This window comes from Bifidobacterium simiiventris, from assembly GCF_019331715.1.
Taxonomy (GTDB): domain Bacteria; phylum Actinomycetota; class Actinomycetes; order Actinomycetales; family Bifidobacteriaceae; genus Bifidobacterium; species Bifidobacterium simiiventris.
In genome coordinates, this window is the sequence record NZ_JAHBBG010000004.1 from 148,823 (window position 1) to 165,242 (window position 16,420).

Consider the following 16,420-nt stretch of genomic DNA (forward strand, 5'->3'; position numbering starts at 1 on the left):
GTTGGAGGCCGGTTTCCCATTAGGAAACCGGCCTCCAACCATATACGAACCTTACGCGAACTATTGTGCGGATTGAGCCGTTTCAGCCTGCTCCTTCAGCCGTGCCTTCACCGTCTGCGCATACTCGTCCACATACTCCTGGCCGCTCATCGCCTGAATCTCGTGAGTGATCCTGTCGGTGAGCTCGCGCAGTTCGTCATGCGTCACATCCGTCTTCTTCTTGACGTTGATCGGCTTGCCGTAAATCACCTGTGTCTTGCCCTTGGCCGGGATCACCGTGCCCGGCTTCTGCAGTTCGCGCGTGCCGATGATCGCGGTCGGCACGATCGGACAGCCGGTTTCGAATGCGAGACGCGCCGCACCGGTGTGGCCCTTGTACAGGTTGCCGTCCGGGCTGCGGGTGCCCTCGATATGGATACCGAACAGGTGGCCATCCTCGATGATCTCACGCGCATGCTCCAACGCGCCCAGCGATTTGGAGCCGCCGGAACGGTCCACCGGGAACACGCCCACGGATGTGAACCACCACTTCTTGAACTTGCCTTTGATGCCCTTGCCTTCGAAGTATTCGGCCTTGCCCATGAAATGCACCATGCGCGGGCAGGTGATCGGGATGAGTGCGTCGTCGATCACGGCAAGATGGTTCGCGGCGATGATGGCGCCTCCCTCGCGAGGGATGTTGTTCAGCCCGGACACGGACGGCCCGAGATGACGGCGGGCGATGGGCCCGAACACTTTGACGAAGAACCAGTAGAGCATGGCGACGCTCCTTTCAGCCACTTGGCTTTGCCGCTGATTACAGTGGTGGATATGACTGACCTTAACAATAGCAATGGCGGTGAACTCCCGGACCAGTCACCGAACAGCAACCCTGATGGCGGGGATATCGACAGCGCATGGGCCGCGTTCGCCGAGGCTCACGCCGACGACCTGAAGGACGTGGAACATTCACGCAGCGCCAAGCGTTTCGAGAAGCACGCCCAGCGCAAGGAGAAGGAGGCGCTGTTGTCCGTCGGCGATCTGGACAACGGCGTATTCGTCGATGATCCGGTACCGCTGAACCGGCGCGGCCCGAGAGACAACACACGTTCCAGCTGGCTGGACACCGACAATGTGATGGACCGCTACGGTGACGATTTCGTGCCGCCGAATCCCGAGATCGGCCCAGTGAAGGCTTCGAAGCTGGTGTTCTGGGTCCTGCTGGTGGCCGGTATCATCGGTCTCATCGCCTCGGTATTCGTGCCGGCGCTGGCGGCGATGCTGGGCACGATCTTCGGTGTGTGCGCGTTGGTCGGAGCGGCGGGACTGATCGTCCAGCACAAAGGCCATACCGAGACACGAAACGGCTATACCGACGACGGCGCGCGCGTATAGCCGTTATACGGCAACAATGCATTGGGGCTGGTACCCCGCACGGATGCAGGAACCAGCCCCGGAGTTCATAGCATGCCGATATCTCAGGCCTTGGCCTGTGCGGTTTCGATCCACTTGGCGAACAGCGCTTCGGCCTTGCCGGAATCGACGGCGTCCTGTGCGGCCGCATACGCCTGCTTGAACCGCTCCCCCAGCGTGCCGTCGCCGACCAGATGCCCGTCTGCCACGATCGCGGAAGCCGCATTGAGCAACGCGGTGGTACGAGCGGGGATATTCTTGCCTGCGAGGAAGTCGCGGAATGCGGCGGCGTTGACCTCCGGCTCGCCTCCCTTGAGATCGGCGACGTTGACCGGAGCCAGTCCAAGTTCGACAGTCGGATCGAATTCGGTTTCCGTCACCTTGCCGTCGCGGATCTCCCACACGGACACCGGGCCGGTCGGAGCCAGCTCATCAAGGCCCTCATGCGAGGTGTACACCATGCCGGACTGGCCGTTGGCGGCATAAACCGCGGCCATGATCGGGCTCATCGCACGGTTGGCGCAACCGATGGCGACATGCGCCGGCTTGGCCGGGTTCGTCAGCGGGCCGAGCACGTTGAACACGCATGGGATGCCGAGCGCCGCACGGATCGGTCCGACGAAGCGCATGGCCGGGTGGAAGGTTCGGGCGAACGCGAAGGTGATGCCGACTTCGTCGCCGACCTCGCCCACCGCGTCCGGGGTAAGCGTCAGCGGAAGACCGAGCGCTTCGAGCACATCGGCTGCACCACACTTGGATGAGGCGGCACGGTTGCCGTGCTTGACGATCTTCACGCCGGCTGCCGCCGCGGCGACCGACCCCATCGTGGACAGGTTCACGGTGGCGAATCCGTCGCCGCCGGTGCCGACGATGTCGGTGGTCTCGCCGCTGACATGCAGAGGCACGGCATGGGCAACCATTGCCTTGGCCGCACCGGACACCTCGTCGGCGGTCAGGCCCAGCTGCTGCTGCATGGCCAGCGCCGCGCCGACCGCCGCCGGATTCGCGTTGCCCTGCATCAGGTCGTCCACGAACCACTCCGACTCCTCCGCGCTCAAATGGTCTCCCCCGACCAGCTTGGTGAGAATCGACTTCCATGTGATCTCGGCCATGATGCCCTCCTTGGCGCTAACGGCGCCGTTATGTGTGTATTCGCCGTTCATTGTAACGGTATGACGTTTCGCCCAGTCCGATCTTCCATATAGCAAAACGAAAAGGCCCCCGCAGGAGCCTTTTCGTCATGAGGTCACGGAACCGTGTGCCGTGTCACCGGTCACTGTTCGTTCTGTCCGTGGCACATCTTGTACTTGCGACCCGAACCGCACGGGCATTGCGCGTTCTTCGGGGTGCCCGGGAACGTGCGACCGTCGGCCCACGGCGTCTTGAGCTCTTCGCTCTTCGGACGCTTGTTGGCCGGCACCTTGCCCTCGGCGTGGCTGATCGGAGCCGGGCCGACGACGACCGGAGCGGACGCCTCTCCCGCTTCGGACGACTTCGCGGCCTCGGCGATCGCGGCGGCCTGCTCCTCATCCACTTCGTCGTTCTCGTCCTCGGACGGTCCGGAAGTGACTTCGGATTCGTCGTCTGCGGTTTCGGCGGACTGTTCGTCCTTGTCCAGCGCATGCTCGACCTGTGCGACCGCGGCATCCTCATCGGATTCGGTGGTCGTGTCCTCGGTACGGGCGACCTGCTCGACATCCACGTGGAAGAGCAGCTGGACGCTCTCCTCCTTGATCGCCTCGATCATGGAGTTGTACATCTGGTAGCCTTCGCGCTGGTATTCGACCAGCGGATCACGCTGACCCATACCGCGCAGACCGATGCCGTCCTTGAGGTAGTCCATCTCGTACAGATGCTCGCGCCACTTGCGGTCAAGCACGGCAAGCACGACACGACGTTCGAGCTGACGCAGTCCCTCCGCGCCGATCTTCTCTTCCAGCTTGGCGTATTCGGCCTTGATGGTTTCAGCGATCGCATCGCGGACGGCTTCGACGGCCTTCTCGCCCTTCGCCTTGCCGGCCGCATCCTTGGCGGCGTCGACGTCGAACGTGATCGGGAACACGGTCCGGAGCGCCTTGAACAGACCGTCCCAATCCCAGTCCTTCGGCTTCTCGGAACCGTTGTTGGCGCCCTTGATGTAGCTTTCGACGGTGTCCGCGAAGAAACGCTCGATATCCTCGTGTATATCCTCGCCCTTCAACACGGCCTGGCGTTCGGAGTAGATGACGGTGCGCTGCTTGTTCATCACGTCGTCGTACTTGAGCACGTTCTTGCGGATCTCGAAGTTGCGCGACTCGACGGCCTTCTGCGCGGTGCGCACGCCCTTGGAGACGCTCTTCGATTCGATCGGCTCGCCTTCGGGCATGCCCTTGGCCATGACGCGCGCGACGAGCTGCGTGTTGAACAGGCGCATCAGGTCGTCTTCCAGCGACAGGTAGAAGCGGGATTCGCCCGGGTCGCCCTGACGGCCGGAACGGCCGCGCAGCTGGTTGTCGATACGGCGGGACTCGTGGCGTTCGGTGCCGAGCACGTACAGGCCGCCGAGTTCGACGACCTCGTCATGCTCGTCCTTGACCTGTGCCTTGACCTCCTCGAGCACGCCCGGCCAGCGCTTCTCGTACTCGTCCGGCGTGTCGTCCGGGGAATAGCCTTCGGCCTTGAGCTTCTGGTCGGCGAGGAACTCGACGTTGCCGCCGAGCATGATATCGGTACCACGGCCGGCCATGTTGGTGGCCACGGTGACGGCGCCCTTGCGGCCGGCGACGGCCACGACGGCCGCTTCCTTCTCGTGCTGCTTCGCGTTGAGCACCTGGTGCGGAATCTTGGCGACGTCGAGCAGCGAGGAGACGACCTCGGAGGACTCGACGGACGCGGTGCCGAGCAGTACCGGCTGACCCTTGTGGTAGCGCTTGGCGACATCCTTGATGATGGCGGCCAGCTTCTCCTTCTTCGTGCGGAAGATGAGGTCGTCCTGGTCCTTGCGGATCATCGGCTTGTTGGTCGGGATCGGCAGCACGCCCAGCTTGTAGGTGCTCATGAACTCGGCCGCCTCGGTCTCGGCGGTACCGGTCATACCAGCGAGCTTGTCGTACATGCGGAAGTAGTTCTGCAGGGTGATGGTGGCGAAGGTCTGGTTCTCGGGCTTGACCTCGACGCCTTCCTTTGCCTCGATGGCCTGGTGCAGGCCCTCATTGTAGCGGCGGCCCGGCAGGATACGGCCCGTGTGCTCGTCGACGATGAGCACCTCGCCGTGCGTGACCACGTAATCGCGGTCCTTGAGGAACAGCTCCTTGGCCTTGATGGCATTGTTGAGGTAGCCGATCAGTGCGGTGTTGTTCGGCTCATACAGGTTGTCGATGCCGAGGAAGTCCTCCACCTTGGTGATGCCCGGATCAAGGATGCCGACGACCTTCTTCTTCTCGTCGACTTCATAGTCCTCGTCGCGGGTCAGCTTCGGCACAAGACGGGCGAACTGCATGTACCAGCGGGTCACGTCGCCCTCGGCCGGACCGGAGATGATCAGCGGGGTACGGGCCTCGTCGATGAGGATGGAGTCGACCTCGTCGACGATGGCGAAGTGGTGGCCGCGCTGCACGAGGTCGGACTTCTCCCACGCCATGTTGTCGCGCAGATAGTCGAAGCCGAACTCGTTGTTGGTGCCGTACGTGATGTCGGCGTTGTACTGCTTGCGGCGCTCCGGCGGCTTCTGGTCGGTGATGATGCAGCCGACCGACATGCCGAGGAAGCGGTAGATGCGGCCCATCAGCTCGCTCTGGTAGCTGGCGAGGTAGTCATTGACGGTGACGACGTGGACGCCCTTGCCTTCGAGCGCGTTGAGGTAGCTCGGCAGGGTGGCGACCAAGGTCTTGCCTTCACCGGTCTTCATTTCCGCGATGTTGCCCCAGTGCAGGGCGGCGCCGCCCATCAGCTGCACGTCGAAGTGACGCTGTCCGAGGATGCGCTTGGACGCCTCGCGCACGGTGGCGAACGCCTCCGGCATCAGGCTGTCTAGCTTTTCGCCGTTGTCAAGGCGCTGCTTGAACTTGGCGGTCTGGCCCTTGAGTTCCTCATCGCTGAGGGAGGAGATCTCATCCTCCAAAGCGTTCACGGCCTTGGCCACGTTCTCAAGCTTCTTGATCTGGCGGCCTTCGCCCATACGCAGGGCCTTGTCGACAATATCTACCACGTTTCGCTCCCTATAGAGTCGGTTACCGTAAACGAGCATAGCCCAACTTGTCCGGTTGGGCATAAACTTCGTCCATACTACGCGAACGCGGCGATTTTCACCGGTATTTCCGCCATCTTGCATAGAAAAAGGTCCGCGCGAACCATATTCGCGCGGACCTATGCCCTATCATGCGCCGTTACCACGCCGAACCAAGTCGCAGACCGGTATCGGATCGTGGACGGCAGATCAGCCTACTTGGCGACGTTCTCGGGAGTGTCGATCTCGAACACGCCGTAGCTCCAGCCATGACGGTGGTAGACGACGGACGGACGACCCGTCTCCTTGTTGACGAACAGGAAGAAGTCGTGGCCGATCAACTCCATCTCATACAGCGCCTCGTCGATGGTCATCGGTTCGGCGATGTGCAGCTTGCGGCGGATGACGATCGGAGTGTCGCCTACCTGGACCTCAACGGACTCGCCCGGGCCCAGATCCGACGCGACGGCGGCGGCAGGGCTGTTGTTCGGCTCCTCTTCCACGGTCTCCTCAGCCGGCGGCTCTACGACCCCCATGTCGACGGGAACGGGATCGGTATAGCCACGACGATGGTCCTTGCGGCGATCACGAGTGCGGCGCAGACGCAGCGTCAGCTTGTCCAGCGCCATGTCGAGCGCGCTGAATTCGTCGGTGCTCGACGCCTCGGCACGTACCACGGTGCGGCCCGCAATGACGGTGATCTCCACCCTCTTGGCGGTATCCGCCTGACGGGGATTGCCTTCGTGCGTCAGCACGATCTGCGCGCGTTGCGCATCCGGCGCGATAGCGGTCACACGATTCATCTTGCTTTCAACGACATCACGGAACCTCTGCTTGATCTGCGTGTGACGTCCGGTAACGACGATTTCCATGTGGACCTCCTAGACTCAAGCGGTGCTACCCGCTATTTGACGGGCCAACGGCGACTTCGCCGTCGGTATGTTTTATTGTAGCCGAACGAACGGTAAACGGTGGGAAACTCGCCCGAAGAAAAATGTTTCTTTTCTGCGTGTTGCGTTCACGTTTCCATGATTGCATAGGTGGTATGCGTGTGCGTTTACGGCATGCATGCCGGTTCGCGATATCCTGGCATCGTGTATGATGGTTCGCCTGAGACCCCTTGACGGCCGCGATTCGCATTGTAATGGTGCGAGTTGAGGAACTTCCGGGCTCCGCAGAGCACGATGGCGGATAACGTCCGCCCAGGGTGACCTGAGAGATAGCGCAGCAGAGAACAGACCGCCAGCCTCGGCTGGTAAGGGTGAAACGGCGGTGTAAGAGACCACCGGGCCGCTGGCAACAGTCGGCCGCATGGCAAGCCTCATCGGGAGCAAGGCCAAGCAGAAGGCGTTTGAGGGCTGCTCGCCCGATGCCTTCGGGTAGGCTGCTAGAGCCTGACGGCAACGTCAGGTCGAGATGGATGGCCGTCCGCACCGGTTCGCCGGCGCGACAGAACCCGGGGTATAAGGGGTCTCATCATCATTTTCCCGTCCATGGCGTGATGCAGACCGAGGACATTGCTTAGGCTTCCCGCATCACGCGCTTCCTCCACGCCGCATCAATGGAACAGTTCATACGCTATGCGGCTGAGATCCTGCGGATCATGGCCTTTCCGGCCTCCCGCAGACCAGAATCGCTGCCGACGCTTGTCGAGGTCAAGCCCTTCGGTCTTGGCCGCATATCGTCTTGCGAGCTCCCACGCCGCATCCTCGAAGACGCCCCGTTCACGTGCCTCATCGACGGCCCGTGCCGCGATCGGACGCGGCACGCCCTTGCGGGACAGCTCTGCCATCGTGCCGCGGGCTCCCATGAGCCGAGCCACGCAATAGCGCACCATCGATTCGGCGTAGGCCTCGTCATCGATCAGATGCACCTGCTCGAGCCGTTCCACCACTGCCTCGACCGTATCGGAAGCATAGCCCTTGCCGGCCAGACGCTCCCTCATGGCGCCCGAGGACCGCGGCGCGGCATCCAACAGACACAACGCCGCTTCACGGCATGCATCCACATCGTGAGGATCGTCGACCTGACGCGCCCCTGCCGCGCCGAACCGACTGCGTGCCGTATCGGAACGACCGTACTGCTCCGGGCGGCGTAACCGGCGTCCGCGCCGTCCGCCGGCTGTCATGCCGGATTCGCTCGATTCGACAGGATCCTGCCGCCCGAACGAATCCGGCATGACGGCCGGTGCATGCGCCGCTAGGAAAGCTCCAGCGTCAATCACAGGTCAGTCCTTCGCGGCGCTCTTGGCTTCTTTGGCGGCACCGGTCGCATCGCCGGCGCCGCCATCCTGCGGCGCGTCGTCGGCGCCGTTTTCTCCTTCGGCGAACTGATCCTCGGCGGGAATCAGGCCGAAGGCGATCTTGACCTTCTTCTCGATCTCCTCGGTGACGGCCGGGTTCTCCTTGAGGAACTTGCGCACGTTCTCACGCCCCTGACCAAGCTGGTCGCCCTCATAGGTGAACCAGGAACCGGATTTCTTGACCACGTTGCACTGCAGGGCCATGTCCAGCACCGAGCCTTCGGTCGAGATGCCCTCGCCGTACAGCACGTCGAACTCGGCGGACTTGAACGGCGGGGCCATCTTGTTCTTCACGACCTTCACCTTGGTGCGGTTGCCGACTGCCTCGTCGCCCACCTTGATGGTCTGGATGCGGCGGATGTCGAGACGCACGGACGCGTAGAACTTCAACGCCTTGCCGCCGGTAGTGGTTTCGGGACTGCCGAAGAAGACGCCGATCTTCTCGCGCAGCTGGTTGATGAAGATCGCGGTGGTGCCCGCCTGGGCCAGCGCGCCGGTCATCTTGCGCAGAGCCTGGCTCATGAGCCTGGCCTGCAAACCGACATGGCTGTCTCCCATGTCGCCGTCTATCTCAGCCTTCGGCACCAGGGCCGCGACCGAGTCGACCACAATCACGTCGAGGGCGCCCGACCGGATCAGCATGTCAGCGATCTCCAGCGCCTGCTCGCCATTGTCGGGCTGGGAGACGATAAGCGAATCGGTGTCAACGCCGAGCTTGCGCGCGTATACCGGATCGAGCGCATGTTCGGCGTCGATGAACGCGGCCACGCCGCCAGCCTTCTGCGCATTGGCGACCACATGAAGCGCCAGCGTCGTCTTGCCCGAGGATTCGGGACCGTAGATCTCGACGATGCGACCCTTCGGCAGACCGCCGATGCCCAAGGCCATGTCCAGCGCCAGCGAACCGGTCGGGATCACCTCGACGTCCTGTTCGGGCCGATCACCCAGACGCATCGCGGAACCTTTGCCGAAGCTTTTTTCCACCTGAGCCAGCGCGGTGTCCAGCGCGGCCTGGCGACGTGGATCAATGCCCGGCTTGCCGTTGTCCGGCTGCTTCGCCGGGGCGTTTGCCTGTTGTGCCATATTGGTTCTCCTTACCGTGTGTGTGCCGATGTGCCTTCACGCTACGGGACGGACCGCGACCGAGGCAAGCCGAACCGGCCCCTGTGGTCGAACGGTCGACCCGGGCGTGTCGGAATCCGGCAATCCCCTACTTATGCAAAGGATCTCTGCGTTTATGCACAACGCACGCCACATCCGTCGACGTTTCGTCACTGTGGACAACTATAACCCAATGCGCGAACATTTGTTCGAATTGGCGTGCCGCCGCCGGCTCAGGCATCGTTAGTCATGGAACCGAGCCGGCAGAGGCGGCGCCATATGCCGTTTGCCCCAGCGTTGCGAATCGGGAACGTCCATCTGATCGCACAGCACGTTCCACACAACGCGCGGCTCCTCACCCGATGCCAGAGCCTCGACCACGCTCATCCCGCCAAGTTCGACCAAACCCTGATCCTTGGCGAGACTACGCCCGTACCCGCGCCCGAACACCTCTTCAAGCAAAGCCCAGAATTCCCGTTCTCGCACGATCCACCAGTCTACAACACAACAATGGCGGCCTCCCGAAGAAGACCGCCATCCCATTCATTCGCCGCGGCGCAGACTACGCCTGAGTGGACTCCAGATAATCAGCCACCATACGCAGCATCTGCGGGGTACTCACCCCAAGGGACTCGGAAATGGAGCTAAGCAGTTCGGAGCTGGCCTCCTTCTGCCCACGCTCGACCTCCGAAAGGTAGCCGAGCGACACGCCGGCCTTCTCGCTCACCTCGCGCAGCGTCTTGCGGTCGCCAGTGCGCAGTTCGCGCAACACATGACCGATGGCCTCGCGCAACGACACGTCACGGGTCTCGCCAGCGGTCTCCTGTGCATGCGCAACGCCACGGGGACGGGCCTGGGCGGAATCCTCCTCCTGCCACATGCGATTCAGAGCGGCCTGACGTTCATCCTTGGCCTTCTTCGCGGCGCGGGCGGCCAGCACCTGCTGCTGGGCGAACATCACGGCACGGCGCTGCGCCGGCGTCAGATCGCGCATGCGCGCGCTCCCCGGGCGCGCGGCTATCGGGCTGAGCTGTTCCACATTCATCGTTTCGGCGGTGCGGGTCATCGTTTCCATCGCAACCCTCCTTAGGCGTTCGTCGGTGTTTCCACTTTGTTCAACCTGTCACGCACCCGTTTATTCCTGAAAAGTCCCTGTGAATACCCGCATGATTCACTGTATCTCGCCATCCGGGCCGGCAACGTCCGCGGTCAATGCTTCTTCCAACGTCTCCAGCAGACGCAGCACAGTCAGCCTGCGCACCTGCGGCCGATCCCCGTCAAGTCTGAGCTCGCGGGAGAACGTACGTCGCCCGTCCGGCCTGTCGGAAGACGGCAGCGACAGGCCGATATACACCAATCCGGCCGGTTTGTCCCCGTCCGGACCGGGACCGGCCACGCCCGTCGTCGCCAATCCGATCACCTGCCCGCGGTATTCGGGCTGCCCATACAGCCTCGCGGTCGACGCCGCCATCTGCCGAGCGACCTCGGGATGCACGGCGCCCTCGCGTTCCAGCAGATCACGGTCCACTCCAAGTATCGACGCCTTGGCCCGGATATCGTAGGTGACCGCCGAACCGAGAAATACGTTGGAAGCTCCCGGAATACGCACGAAGGCGTCTGCGAGCAGTCCACCCGTCAACGATTCGGCCGCCGCGATCTTCAGCTGCCGATCCTCGCATATGCGCAGTATCCGCGCGGCGATCCCGTCACAGCGCCCGGCAATGCCATCGGTCATGCTCTGTCTCCTTGTTTATGCGAAAGCTCCCCGCCCGACGCCATGTCCGGCAAGGGAGCCTCCTTATGAATGACTCTACGGGTTCGATCTACTTCTTACGTCCGTGGAACGTGTTGTAGAGATACACGCCGCCCGAATACAGGCACAGCACGAGCGCCACGTAGATCATCAGGTACGTGACGAACAGGTAGATGGTCAGCCACATCGGGTTCTCGCCGGTGCCGCCGGCAAACTGCCAGACCGGAAGCAGCAACATGGCCAGACCGATGCACTGGAACAAGGTCTTGAGCTTGCCGGGCCACTCGGCGGCGATGACCTTGCCGCCGGTGTCGATCACGAAGAAGCGCATCACGGTGATGCCGATCTCACGGATCAGGAACAGCGCGACGACGATCCATCCGAGCACCGCCGGCCCGAGTTCGCCGAACGCCGCGGCCACGATCAGCGTGGCGCAGGTCAGCAGCTTGTCGGCGATCGGATCCATGAGCTTGCCTAGCTCGGTGACCTGGTTGAACGTGCGGGCCATCCAGCCGTCGAGCTTGTCGGTGGACGCGGCGACGATGAACAGGATCGCGGCCGCCCAGCGCATCGCGTAGTTCTCGACGCCCCACGCGCCGGCAGCGATGTATAGGCCGAGGAAGATCACGACCAGCACGATACGCGAGTAGGTGACGAGGTTCGGCGGCGCGTTCCAACCGTCCAACAATGACGATTTGGAGGATTCCTTGCTTTCAGTCTTGCTGTTGTTCATGCCATTCACCATACCCTTACGTTGCTACCTTGGATGGATGTCTTCCGCCGACCCCTCGATCTTTTCGCGATGCGACGGCTGGATGCGGCTCATGCCGGATCGTTGCCGGAGGGATCGGCGGCCGTTTGCGCGCCGGACGATTGGATCGAGCTGGTTTCGCCCCGGATGAACGCGAGCACCGCCGGCAAATCCTGCGGCTGCACGAGCACCTGGCGCGCTTTGGATCCTTCGGACGGCCCCACCACGCCGCGCGATTCGAGCAGATCCATGAGGCGGCCAGCCTTGGCAAAGCCGACGCGCAGCTTGCGCTGCAGCATCGACGTGGATCCGAACTGCGTGGTGACGACCAGTTCGGCGGCTTGCAGCAGCACGTCCATGTCGTCGCCGATCTCCTCGTCCGGTTCGACGGCCGCCTTGTCCGCCTCCTTGGCCATCTGCTCGATGTCCTCGCGGTAGTGCGGCTTGCGCTGCGTACGCACGAATTCGACGGCCTTGCGGATCTCGGATTCGCTCACCCATGATCCCTGCACGCGCAGCGGCTTGGCCTGCCCCATCGGCAGGAACAGCGCGTCGCCCTGGCCGATCAGCGTCTCCGCGCCGGTGGTGTCGAGGATGACGCGCGAATCGGTGGCCGACGAGGTCGCGAACGCGAGGCGCGAGGGGATGTTCGCCTTGATGAGGCCGGTGACGACGTCGACGGACGGGCGCTGGGTGGCGAGCACGAGGTGCACGCCGGCGGCTCGTGCGAGCTGCGTGATGCGCTGGATGGAGCTTTCCACGTCGTTCTTGGCGACCATCATGAGGTCGGCCATCTCGTCGACGACCACGAGGATGTACGGGTATGGGGCGACCTTGCGCTGCGAGCCGGCGGGTGCGTGCACCTTGCCTTCTCGCACGGCCTTGTTGAAGTCCTTGATATGGCGGAATCCGAAGAATTCAAGGTCGGAGTAACGGGCATCCATCTCCTTGACGACCCATTCGAGCGCTTGCGCGGCCTTTTTCGGATCGGTGATGATCGGCGTGAGCAGGTGCGGGATGCCCGCATAGGCGGACAGTTCGACTCGTTTGGGGTCGACCATGATCATGCGCACCTGTTCGGGCGTGGCCCGCATGATGAGCGAGGTGAGCATCGAGTTGATGAAGCTCGACTTGCCGGAGCCGGTCGCGCCGGCCACGAGCAGGTGAGGCATTTTGGTCAGGTCGGCGGTCACGAAATGGCCTTCGACGTCCTTGCCCACGCCGGTGAGCATCGGGGTCGGATCGTTCATCGCCTTGTCGCTTCGCAGCACATCGCCAAGGTGTACGATCTCGCGGTCGACGTTCGGGATCTCGATGCCGATGGCGGACTTGCCCGGGATCGGAGACAGGATGCGCACGTCGGAGCTGGCCACCGCATAGGCGATGTTCTTCTGCAGGTTGGTGACCTTCTCGACCTTGACGCCGGGACCAAGCTCGACCTCGTACTGGGTGACGGACGGACCGCGCAGGAAGCCAACGACCTTCGCGTCGACGTTGAACTGCTGGAACGTGTTGGTCAAGGCCCGGATGACGTTGTCGTTGGCCGGGGTACGGACGGCATGGGGCTGGCCCTTGGCCAGGATGTTCAGATCCGGCAGCTGGTACGGACGGTCGGCGTCGGCCGGCACCGATCCCGATGCCGGCATGTCGTCCTGCGGTTCATCGACGATCTCCCCCGTGACGGGGTTGACGGTCGGCTGCGCAGGGGTCATGTCTGGTGTTGCCGAAGCGACGGGAACTGCCTGGAAGGATGCGGTACCGTCCCTGCCGATACCGGCCCACGGATCGGATCCGGCCGGCATCACGGGGGCGGCATCGGGCACGGCCGCCGTGCCACTCACCGTTCTGGCCGGCATGACCGTCGTGCCGTGCGCACCCATCGCAGCGGTCACGTCGGGATCATTGACGGCGGACGATACGACCCGCCCGCCGGATACGCCGTATTCGCGGGACGATCCGTCATCGTGGCTGCCAGACGACACCGTTCTGGTCGGCACGGCGGCGGCCGGATCGACCAGGGATGTTTCGGCAGCTTCGCCGTGACGGTCGGCGGCATGGTCGAAGGGATCGTCCCCGGCATAACGATCGAGCGTGTGGTTCTCGTCCCCGTGCCGCTCGAACAGATGCTTGAACCGCTCCCATATGGTCGGCTTCGCCGCCGCGCTCTCCTGCGCCGCGTCATCCGACCCATCATGAGAAGGTACGCCTTCGGCGAACGAGAGCGTGGAATCCCCCACACGCACCTCGTTGGGGAATTGCTCGCCGTCGGTCGTCTGGGATTTCGCCGGACGACCGGAACCGGACTGCAGGCGGTCACGCAACGCGCGCGCATTGTCCGGCAGGTCGGTCACGTGCGTGCGCGTGATCATCAGCAGCGAGAACAATCCCGCCACCACGAACACGATGATCGCGAACGCGTCGGAAAGCCCCCACGCCAGAGGCGAGCCGAGTACGAACCCGAACAGGCCACCGGCCCGCTGCAGCACCGTGATGTCGAATCCCGGCGTGTCCGCCGCGACGACGACATCGATGATCGAACAGATCGACCACAGCAACAGCACCCAGCCGGTCACCACACGCGGATTGTCGGAATGCTTGCCGGAATTGCGCATCAGCCGGATCGCCACCAGCGCAAGCAGCACCGGCACAATCACGCTCATCACTCCGAACAGGCCCGACGCCACCGCGTGCAGAATACGTCCCAGCACCCCATTGACGCGGAACCACTCCGAGGCGCAGAAGAACACCGCCAGCACCAGCATCAAGAAGCACAGGCCGTCACGCCGATACATCGGATCGTATTCGCCCACGCCGCTCACCGCGCGCACGGCGGATCCGAGCGCACGGGGAACGGCCAGCAGGATCTTCTTCCACCATGGTTCGTAAGGCTGTTCGACCGGCGTGTCGCCGTCGCGCGCCGGTCTGCCGGGTTTCGATGTTTTCTGCGATGAGGATGCTGTACGTGCCATAACGGTTCAGATTCTACCCAGACCCGGTTATTTTCCCTCCCATTGGCGCATACGGCCGGCCTCATCGGCTAGGATAGGCCTATGACTCCAGCTGAACGTGCGAGCGCAGTCGCATTTGCACTGAAGAACTGCGCGTTGGAAGCAATGAGGCCCGGCGATGCGACGATGCACGCGCTCGGCCGATACGAGCGCGGCGACATCGATGTTTCCGCGCTGATCGACGCCGCGGACGCGGAAACGTCCGGCATCGTGGGCGGAAGACTTGCCGACGGCAGCCTCGACGACCATGCGGCGGATCATGCGAGCAGCATCGTCGCCCGGACCGTGCTGCTGGTCGAACGCGGCTGGAAGGCCGAAGGAGATCTGGACGAGTTGACCGCGATCCATAAAGGTCTGTTCGAAGGTGTGTTCTCCGATGCAGGCCGGTTGCGCACGTCGAACACGACACGCGAAGTGACTTCGGACCGGGCACTTGCCAAGAATCCGGAGATGTTCTTCCCGGCCTCGCTGATCGGCACCGGCGCGCTCAACATCGCGACCGAGCTGGCCGACAAGCGCAATCTGGTCGCGTTGGATCGTGATGTATTCGTGCATGAGCTCGCGCATGTCTACGATGAGCTGGGATACCTGCATCCGTTCAAGGGCGGTAATGCGATGACGTTGCGCATCTTCGCGTCGAGGCTCGCGCATGACGCCGGATGGGACCTCGACTGGGGTTCGGTGAGCCGTGACGAGTACAAGGCAGCGAAACATGCGGCGTACCGCGGCGATACGAGCGGCTTCGAGCGGATGTTCGACAAGATCGCGCGGCCGGCGAATCCGACGCGTACGTTCCTGATCGCAGGCTGGGAGCAGGGGCCGGCGCACTGATTCGCGTGCTTGCGACCCCTGCTGTCTTCGTTTCCCGCTGATCGACAGTCGGGTCAGTCGATGTCGCCCAGATGATGCTGCACGTACTCGTCGGCGTGCGCGTCGATCGGATCGTACTGTCCCGCATCCGCGTGGGCGATGATCGCCAGCGCGTTGTCGACGAGGCTTGGGTTGAGCGCCTGCAGCCAGTGGATGCGCGGGTCGCGGCCGAACCAACCCATCTGCTTGCGGGCAAGTCGCTTGGTCTTCTGCGCGATGTCCATATACGTGTCGTTGAGATCGGCAAGGCCGTCGAGGTAGTCAATGACCTGCTGGTAGCCAAGCGCACGGCTGGCGGTGACGCCGAGCCGGGGACGCAGCCGTTCGACCTCCTCGACGAATCCGCCGGTGAGCATCTGCTTGGTGCGGATGTCGATGCGCCGGTCCAGTTCCTCGCGCGGCAGGTCGAGGCCGATCTGCACGGCGGGGATCACGTACCGGTAGCGCGGCAAGCTTGCCGAATACGGTTTGCCGGTCACTTCGATGACCTCAAGCGCACGGATCGTGCGTCGCGGGTTGCGCGGGTCCATACGAGCCGCCGCGGCAGGGTCCTTGGCCTTGAGCTCGTCGAACAACGCGCCCGCGCCTTCGGTTTTCTCTCGTTCTTCAAGCCGTTGACGCACCGCGGGATCGGTGCCGGGGAACGAGATGTCGTCGATCGCGGCACGCGCGTACAGGCCCGAGCCCCCGACCATGATCGGCCGAATGCCCTGCGATTGCAGGTCGCGGATGCAGTCACGCGCGATCTGTTGGAACCTCGCCACCGTCATCGTGTCGTCCGGTTCGATGATGTCGATGAGGTGATGCCGGACCGCAGCTTGCTCCTCGCTGGTGGCCTTGGCGGTGCCGATGTCCATGCCGCGGTACATCTGGTAGGCGTCGGCGTTGACGATTTCAGCTCGCTCGCCGCGCTCCTCGAGCGCCCTGGCGATGGCGATGCCAAGTCCGGTCTTGCCCGAGGCGGTAGGTCCGACGATCGAAACAACACGCGGTGTCATATGATGCTCCCCCTTGATCATGCGTGTGGCTCCCCTTCCGT

Annotated in this window: 13 protein-coding genes, 1 other RNA gene and 2 pseudogenes; 3 read left to right on the forward strand and 13 right to left on the reverse strand. The window is 63.3% G+C overall.

Annotated features, from left to right (window positions below):
• Positions 1 to 60: 60 nt before the first annotated feature.
• Positions 61 to 759, reverse strand: a complete 699-nt coding sequence (locus tag KIH76_RS06295) for a lysophospholipid acyltransferase family protein (RefSeq protein ID WP_214374520.1) — start codon at positions 757 to 759, stop codon at positions 61 to 63.
• A 51-nt stretch (positions 760 to 810) separates the two neighbouring features.
• Between KIH76_RS06295 and KIH76_RS06300 the strand changes: the two genes are divergently transcribed.
• Entirely contained in the window at positions 811 to 1,374 is a 564-nt protein-coding gene (locus KIH76_RS06300; protein ID WP_214374519.1) for a hypothetical protein, read from the forward strand.
• 83 nt (positions 1,375 to 1,457) lie between these two features.
• Here the strand turns inward: KIH76_RS06300 and trpD are convergent, their stop codons facing one another.
• The 4 genes and pseudogenes from trpD to hpf form a co-directional block, all read right to left on the reverse strand.
• A complete protein-coding gene (gene trpD / locus KIH76_RS06305) occupies positions 1,458 to 2,504 on the reverse strand; it encodes an anthranilate phosphoribosyltransferase (protein ID WP_214374518.1) in 1,047 nt (348 codons plus the stop codon).
• A 161-nt stretch (positions 2,505 to 2,665) separates the two neighbouring features.
• Positions 2,666 to 2,905, reverse strand: a pseudogene (locus tag KIH76_RS11810) (SEC-C metal-binding domain-containing protein); the annotation flags it as partial.
• Between the two features lie 155 nt (positions 2,906 to 3,060).
• Positions 3,061 to 5,578: pseudogene (gene secA / locus KIH76_RS06310) on the reverse strand (preprotein translocase subunit SecA); the annotation flags it as partial.
• Between the two features lie 233 nt (positions 5,579 to 5,811).
• Positions 5,812 to 6,468 (reverse strand): ribosome hibernation-promoting factor, HPF/YfiA family, encoded by a 657-nt coding sequence (hpf, locus tag KIH76_RS06315; protein ID WP_214374516.1) that lies wholly within the window; start codon positions 6,466 to 6,468, stop codon positions 5,812 to 5,814.
• A 239-nt stretch (positions 6,469 to 6,707) separates the two neighbouring features.
• On the opposite strand from hpf, the gene rnpB reads away from it, so the two are divergent.
• An RNA gene (rnpB, locus tag KIH76_RS06320) (RNase P RNA component class A) lies at positions 6,708 to 7,076 on the forward strand.
• A 78-nt stretch (positions 7,077 to 7,154) separates the two neighbouring features.
• Here rnpB and KIH76_RS06325 read toward each other — a convergent pair.
• From KIH76_RS06325 to KIH76_RS06355, 7 genes are all read right to left on the reverse strand, one after another.
• Positions 7,155 to 7,820: a regulatory protein RecX gene (locus tag KIH76_RS06325; protein ID WP_338023598.1), complete on the reverse strand. Its 666-nt coding sequence runs from the start codon at positions 7,818 to 7,820 to the stop codon at positions 7,155 to 7,157.
• Positions 7,821 to 7,823: 3 nt separating this feature from the next.
• Positions 7,824 to 8,981 (reverse strand): recombinase RecA, encoded by a 1,158-nt coding sequence (recA, locus tag KIH76_RS06330; protein WP_219069868.1) that lies wholly within the window; start codon positions 8,979 to 8,981, stop codon positions 7,824 to 7,826.
• Between the two features lie 261 nt (positions 8,982 to 9,242).
• The gene (locus tag KIH76_RS06335) at positions 9,243 to 9,485 is read right to left on the reverse strand and encodes a DUF3046 domain-containing protein (RefSeq protein WP_420829256.1); all 243 of its coding nucleotides are present in this window, start codon (positions 9,483 to 9,485) and stop codon (positions 9,243 to 9,245) included.
• Positions 9,486 to 9,561: 76 nt separating this feature from the next.
• A complete protein-coding gene (locus KIH76_RS06340) occupies positions 9,562 to 10,074 on the reverse strand; it encodes a helix-turn-helix domain-containing protein (RefSeq protein ID WP_219069870.1) in 513 nt (170 codons plus the stop codon).
• A 96-nt stretch (positions 10,075 to 10,170) separates the two neighbouring features.
• A complete protein-coding gene (locus KIH76_RS06345; RefSeq protein WP_219069872.1) occupies positions 10,171 to 10,734 on the reverse strand; it encodes a CinA family protein in 564 nt (187 codons plus the stop codon).
• Positions 10,735 to 10,822: 88 nt separating this feature from the next.
• Entirely contained in the window at positions 10,823 to 11,497 is a 675-nt protein-coding gene (gene pgsA, locus KIH76_RS06350) for a CDP-diacylglycerol--glycerol-3-phosphate 3-phosphatidyltransferase (RefSeq protein WP_420829257.1), read from the reverse strand.
• Positions 11,498 to 11,574: 77 nt separating this feature from the next.
• A complete protein-coding gene (locus KIH76_RS06355; protein WP_219069876.1) occupies positions 11,575 to 14,472 on the reverse strand; it encodes an FtsK/SpoIIIE family DNA translocase in 2,898 nt (965 codons plus the stop codon).
• A gap of 81 nt (positions 14,473 to 14,553) precedes the next feature.
• On the opposite strand from KIH76_RS06355, the gene KIH76_RS06360 reads away from it, so the two are divergent.
• Positions 14,554 to 15,342, forward strand: a complete 789-nt coding sequence (locus KIH76_RS06360; protein ID WP_219069878.1) for a Fic family protein — start codon at positions 14,554 to 14,556, stop codon at positions 15,340 to 15,342.
• Positions 15,343 to 15,395: 53 nt separating this feature from the next.
• Here KIH76_RS06360 and miaA read toward each other — a convergent pair whose 3' ends face one another.
• Positions 15,396 to 16,379 carry a tRNA (adenosine(37)-N6)-dimethylallyltransferase MiaA gene (miaA, locus tag KIH76_RS06365; protein ID WP_219069880.1) on the reverse strand — a complete coding sequence of 328 codons (984 nt, stop codon included), beginning with the start codon at positions 16,377 to 16,379 and terminating at the stop codon, positions 15,396 to 15,398.
• Positions 16,380 to 16,420: the final 41 nt, after the last annotated feature.

Excerpts from the sequence above, each read along its gene's own strand:
- KIH76_RS06295 (WP_214374520.1), bottom strand. The coding sequence starts at position 759 with ATGCTCTACTGGTTCTTCGTCAAAGTGTTCGGGCCCATCGCCCGCCGT.
- KIH76_RS06355 (WP_219069876.1), bottom strand. The coding sequence starts at position 14,472 with ATGGCACGTACAGCATCCTCATCGCAGAAAACATCGAAACCCGGCAGA.
- pgsA (WP_420829257.1), bottom strand. The coding sequence starts at position 11,497 with ATGGTGAATGGCATGAACAACAGCAAGACTGAAAGCAAGGAATCCTCC.
- hpf (WP_214374516.1), bottom strand. The coding sequence starts at position 6,468 with ATGGAAATCGTCGTTACCGGACGTCACACGCAGATCAAGCAGAGGTTC.
- recA (WP_219069868.1), bottom strand. The coding sequence starts at position 8,981 with ATGGCACAACAGGCAAACGCCCCGGCGAAGCAGCCGGACAACGGCAAG.
- miaA (WP_219069880.1), bottom strand. The coding sequence starts at position 16,379 with ATGACACCGCGTGTTGTTTCGATCGTCGGACCTACCGCCTCGGGCAAG.
- KIH76_RS06360 (WP_219069878.1), top strand. The coding sequence starts at position 14,554 with ATGACTCCAGCTGAACGTGCGAGCGCAGTCGCATTTGCACTGAAGAAC.
- KIH76_RS06340 (WP_219069870.1), bottom strand. The coding sequence starts at position 10,074 with ATGGAAACGATGACCCGCACCGCCGAAACGATGAATGTGGAACAGCTC.
- KIH76_RS06345 (WP_219069872.1), bottom strand. The coding sequence starts at position 10,734 with ATGACCGATGGCATTGCCGGGCGCTGTGACGGGATCGCCGCGCGGATA.
- trpD (WP_214374518.1), bottom strand. The coding sequence starts at position 2,504 with ATGGCCGAGATCACATGGAAGTCGATTCTCACCAAGCTGGTCGGGGGA.
- KIH76_RS06300 (WP_214374519.1), top strand. The coding sequence starts at position 811 with ATGACTGACCTTAACAATAGCAATGGCGGTGAACTCCCGGACCAGTCA.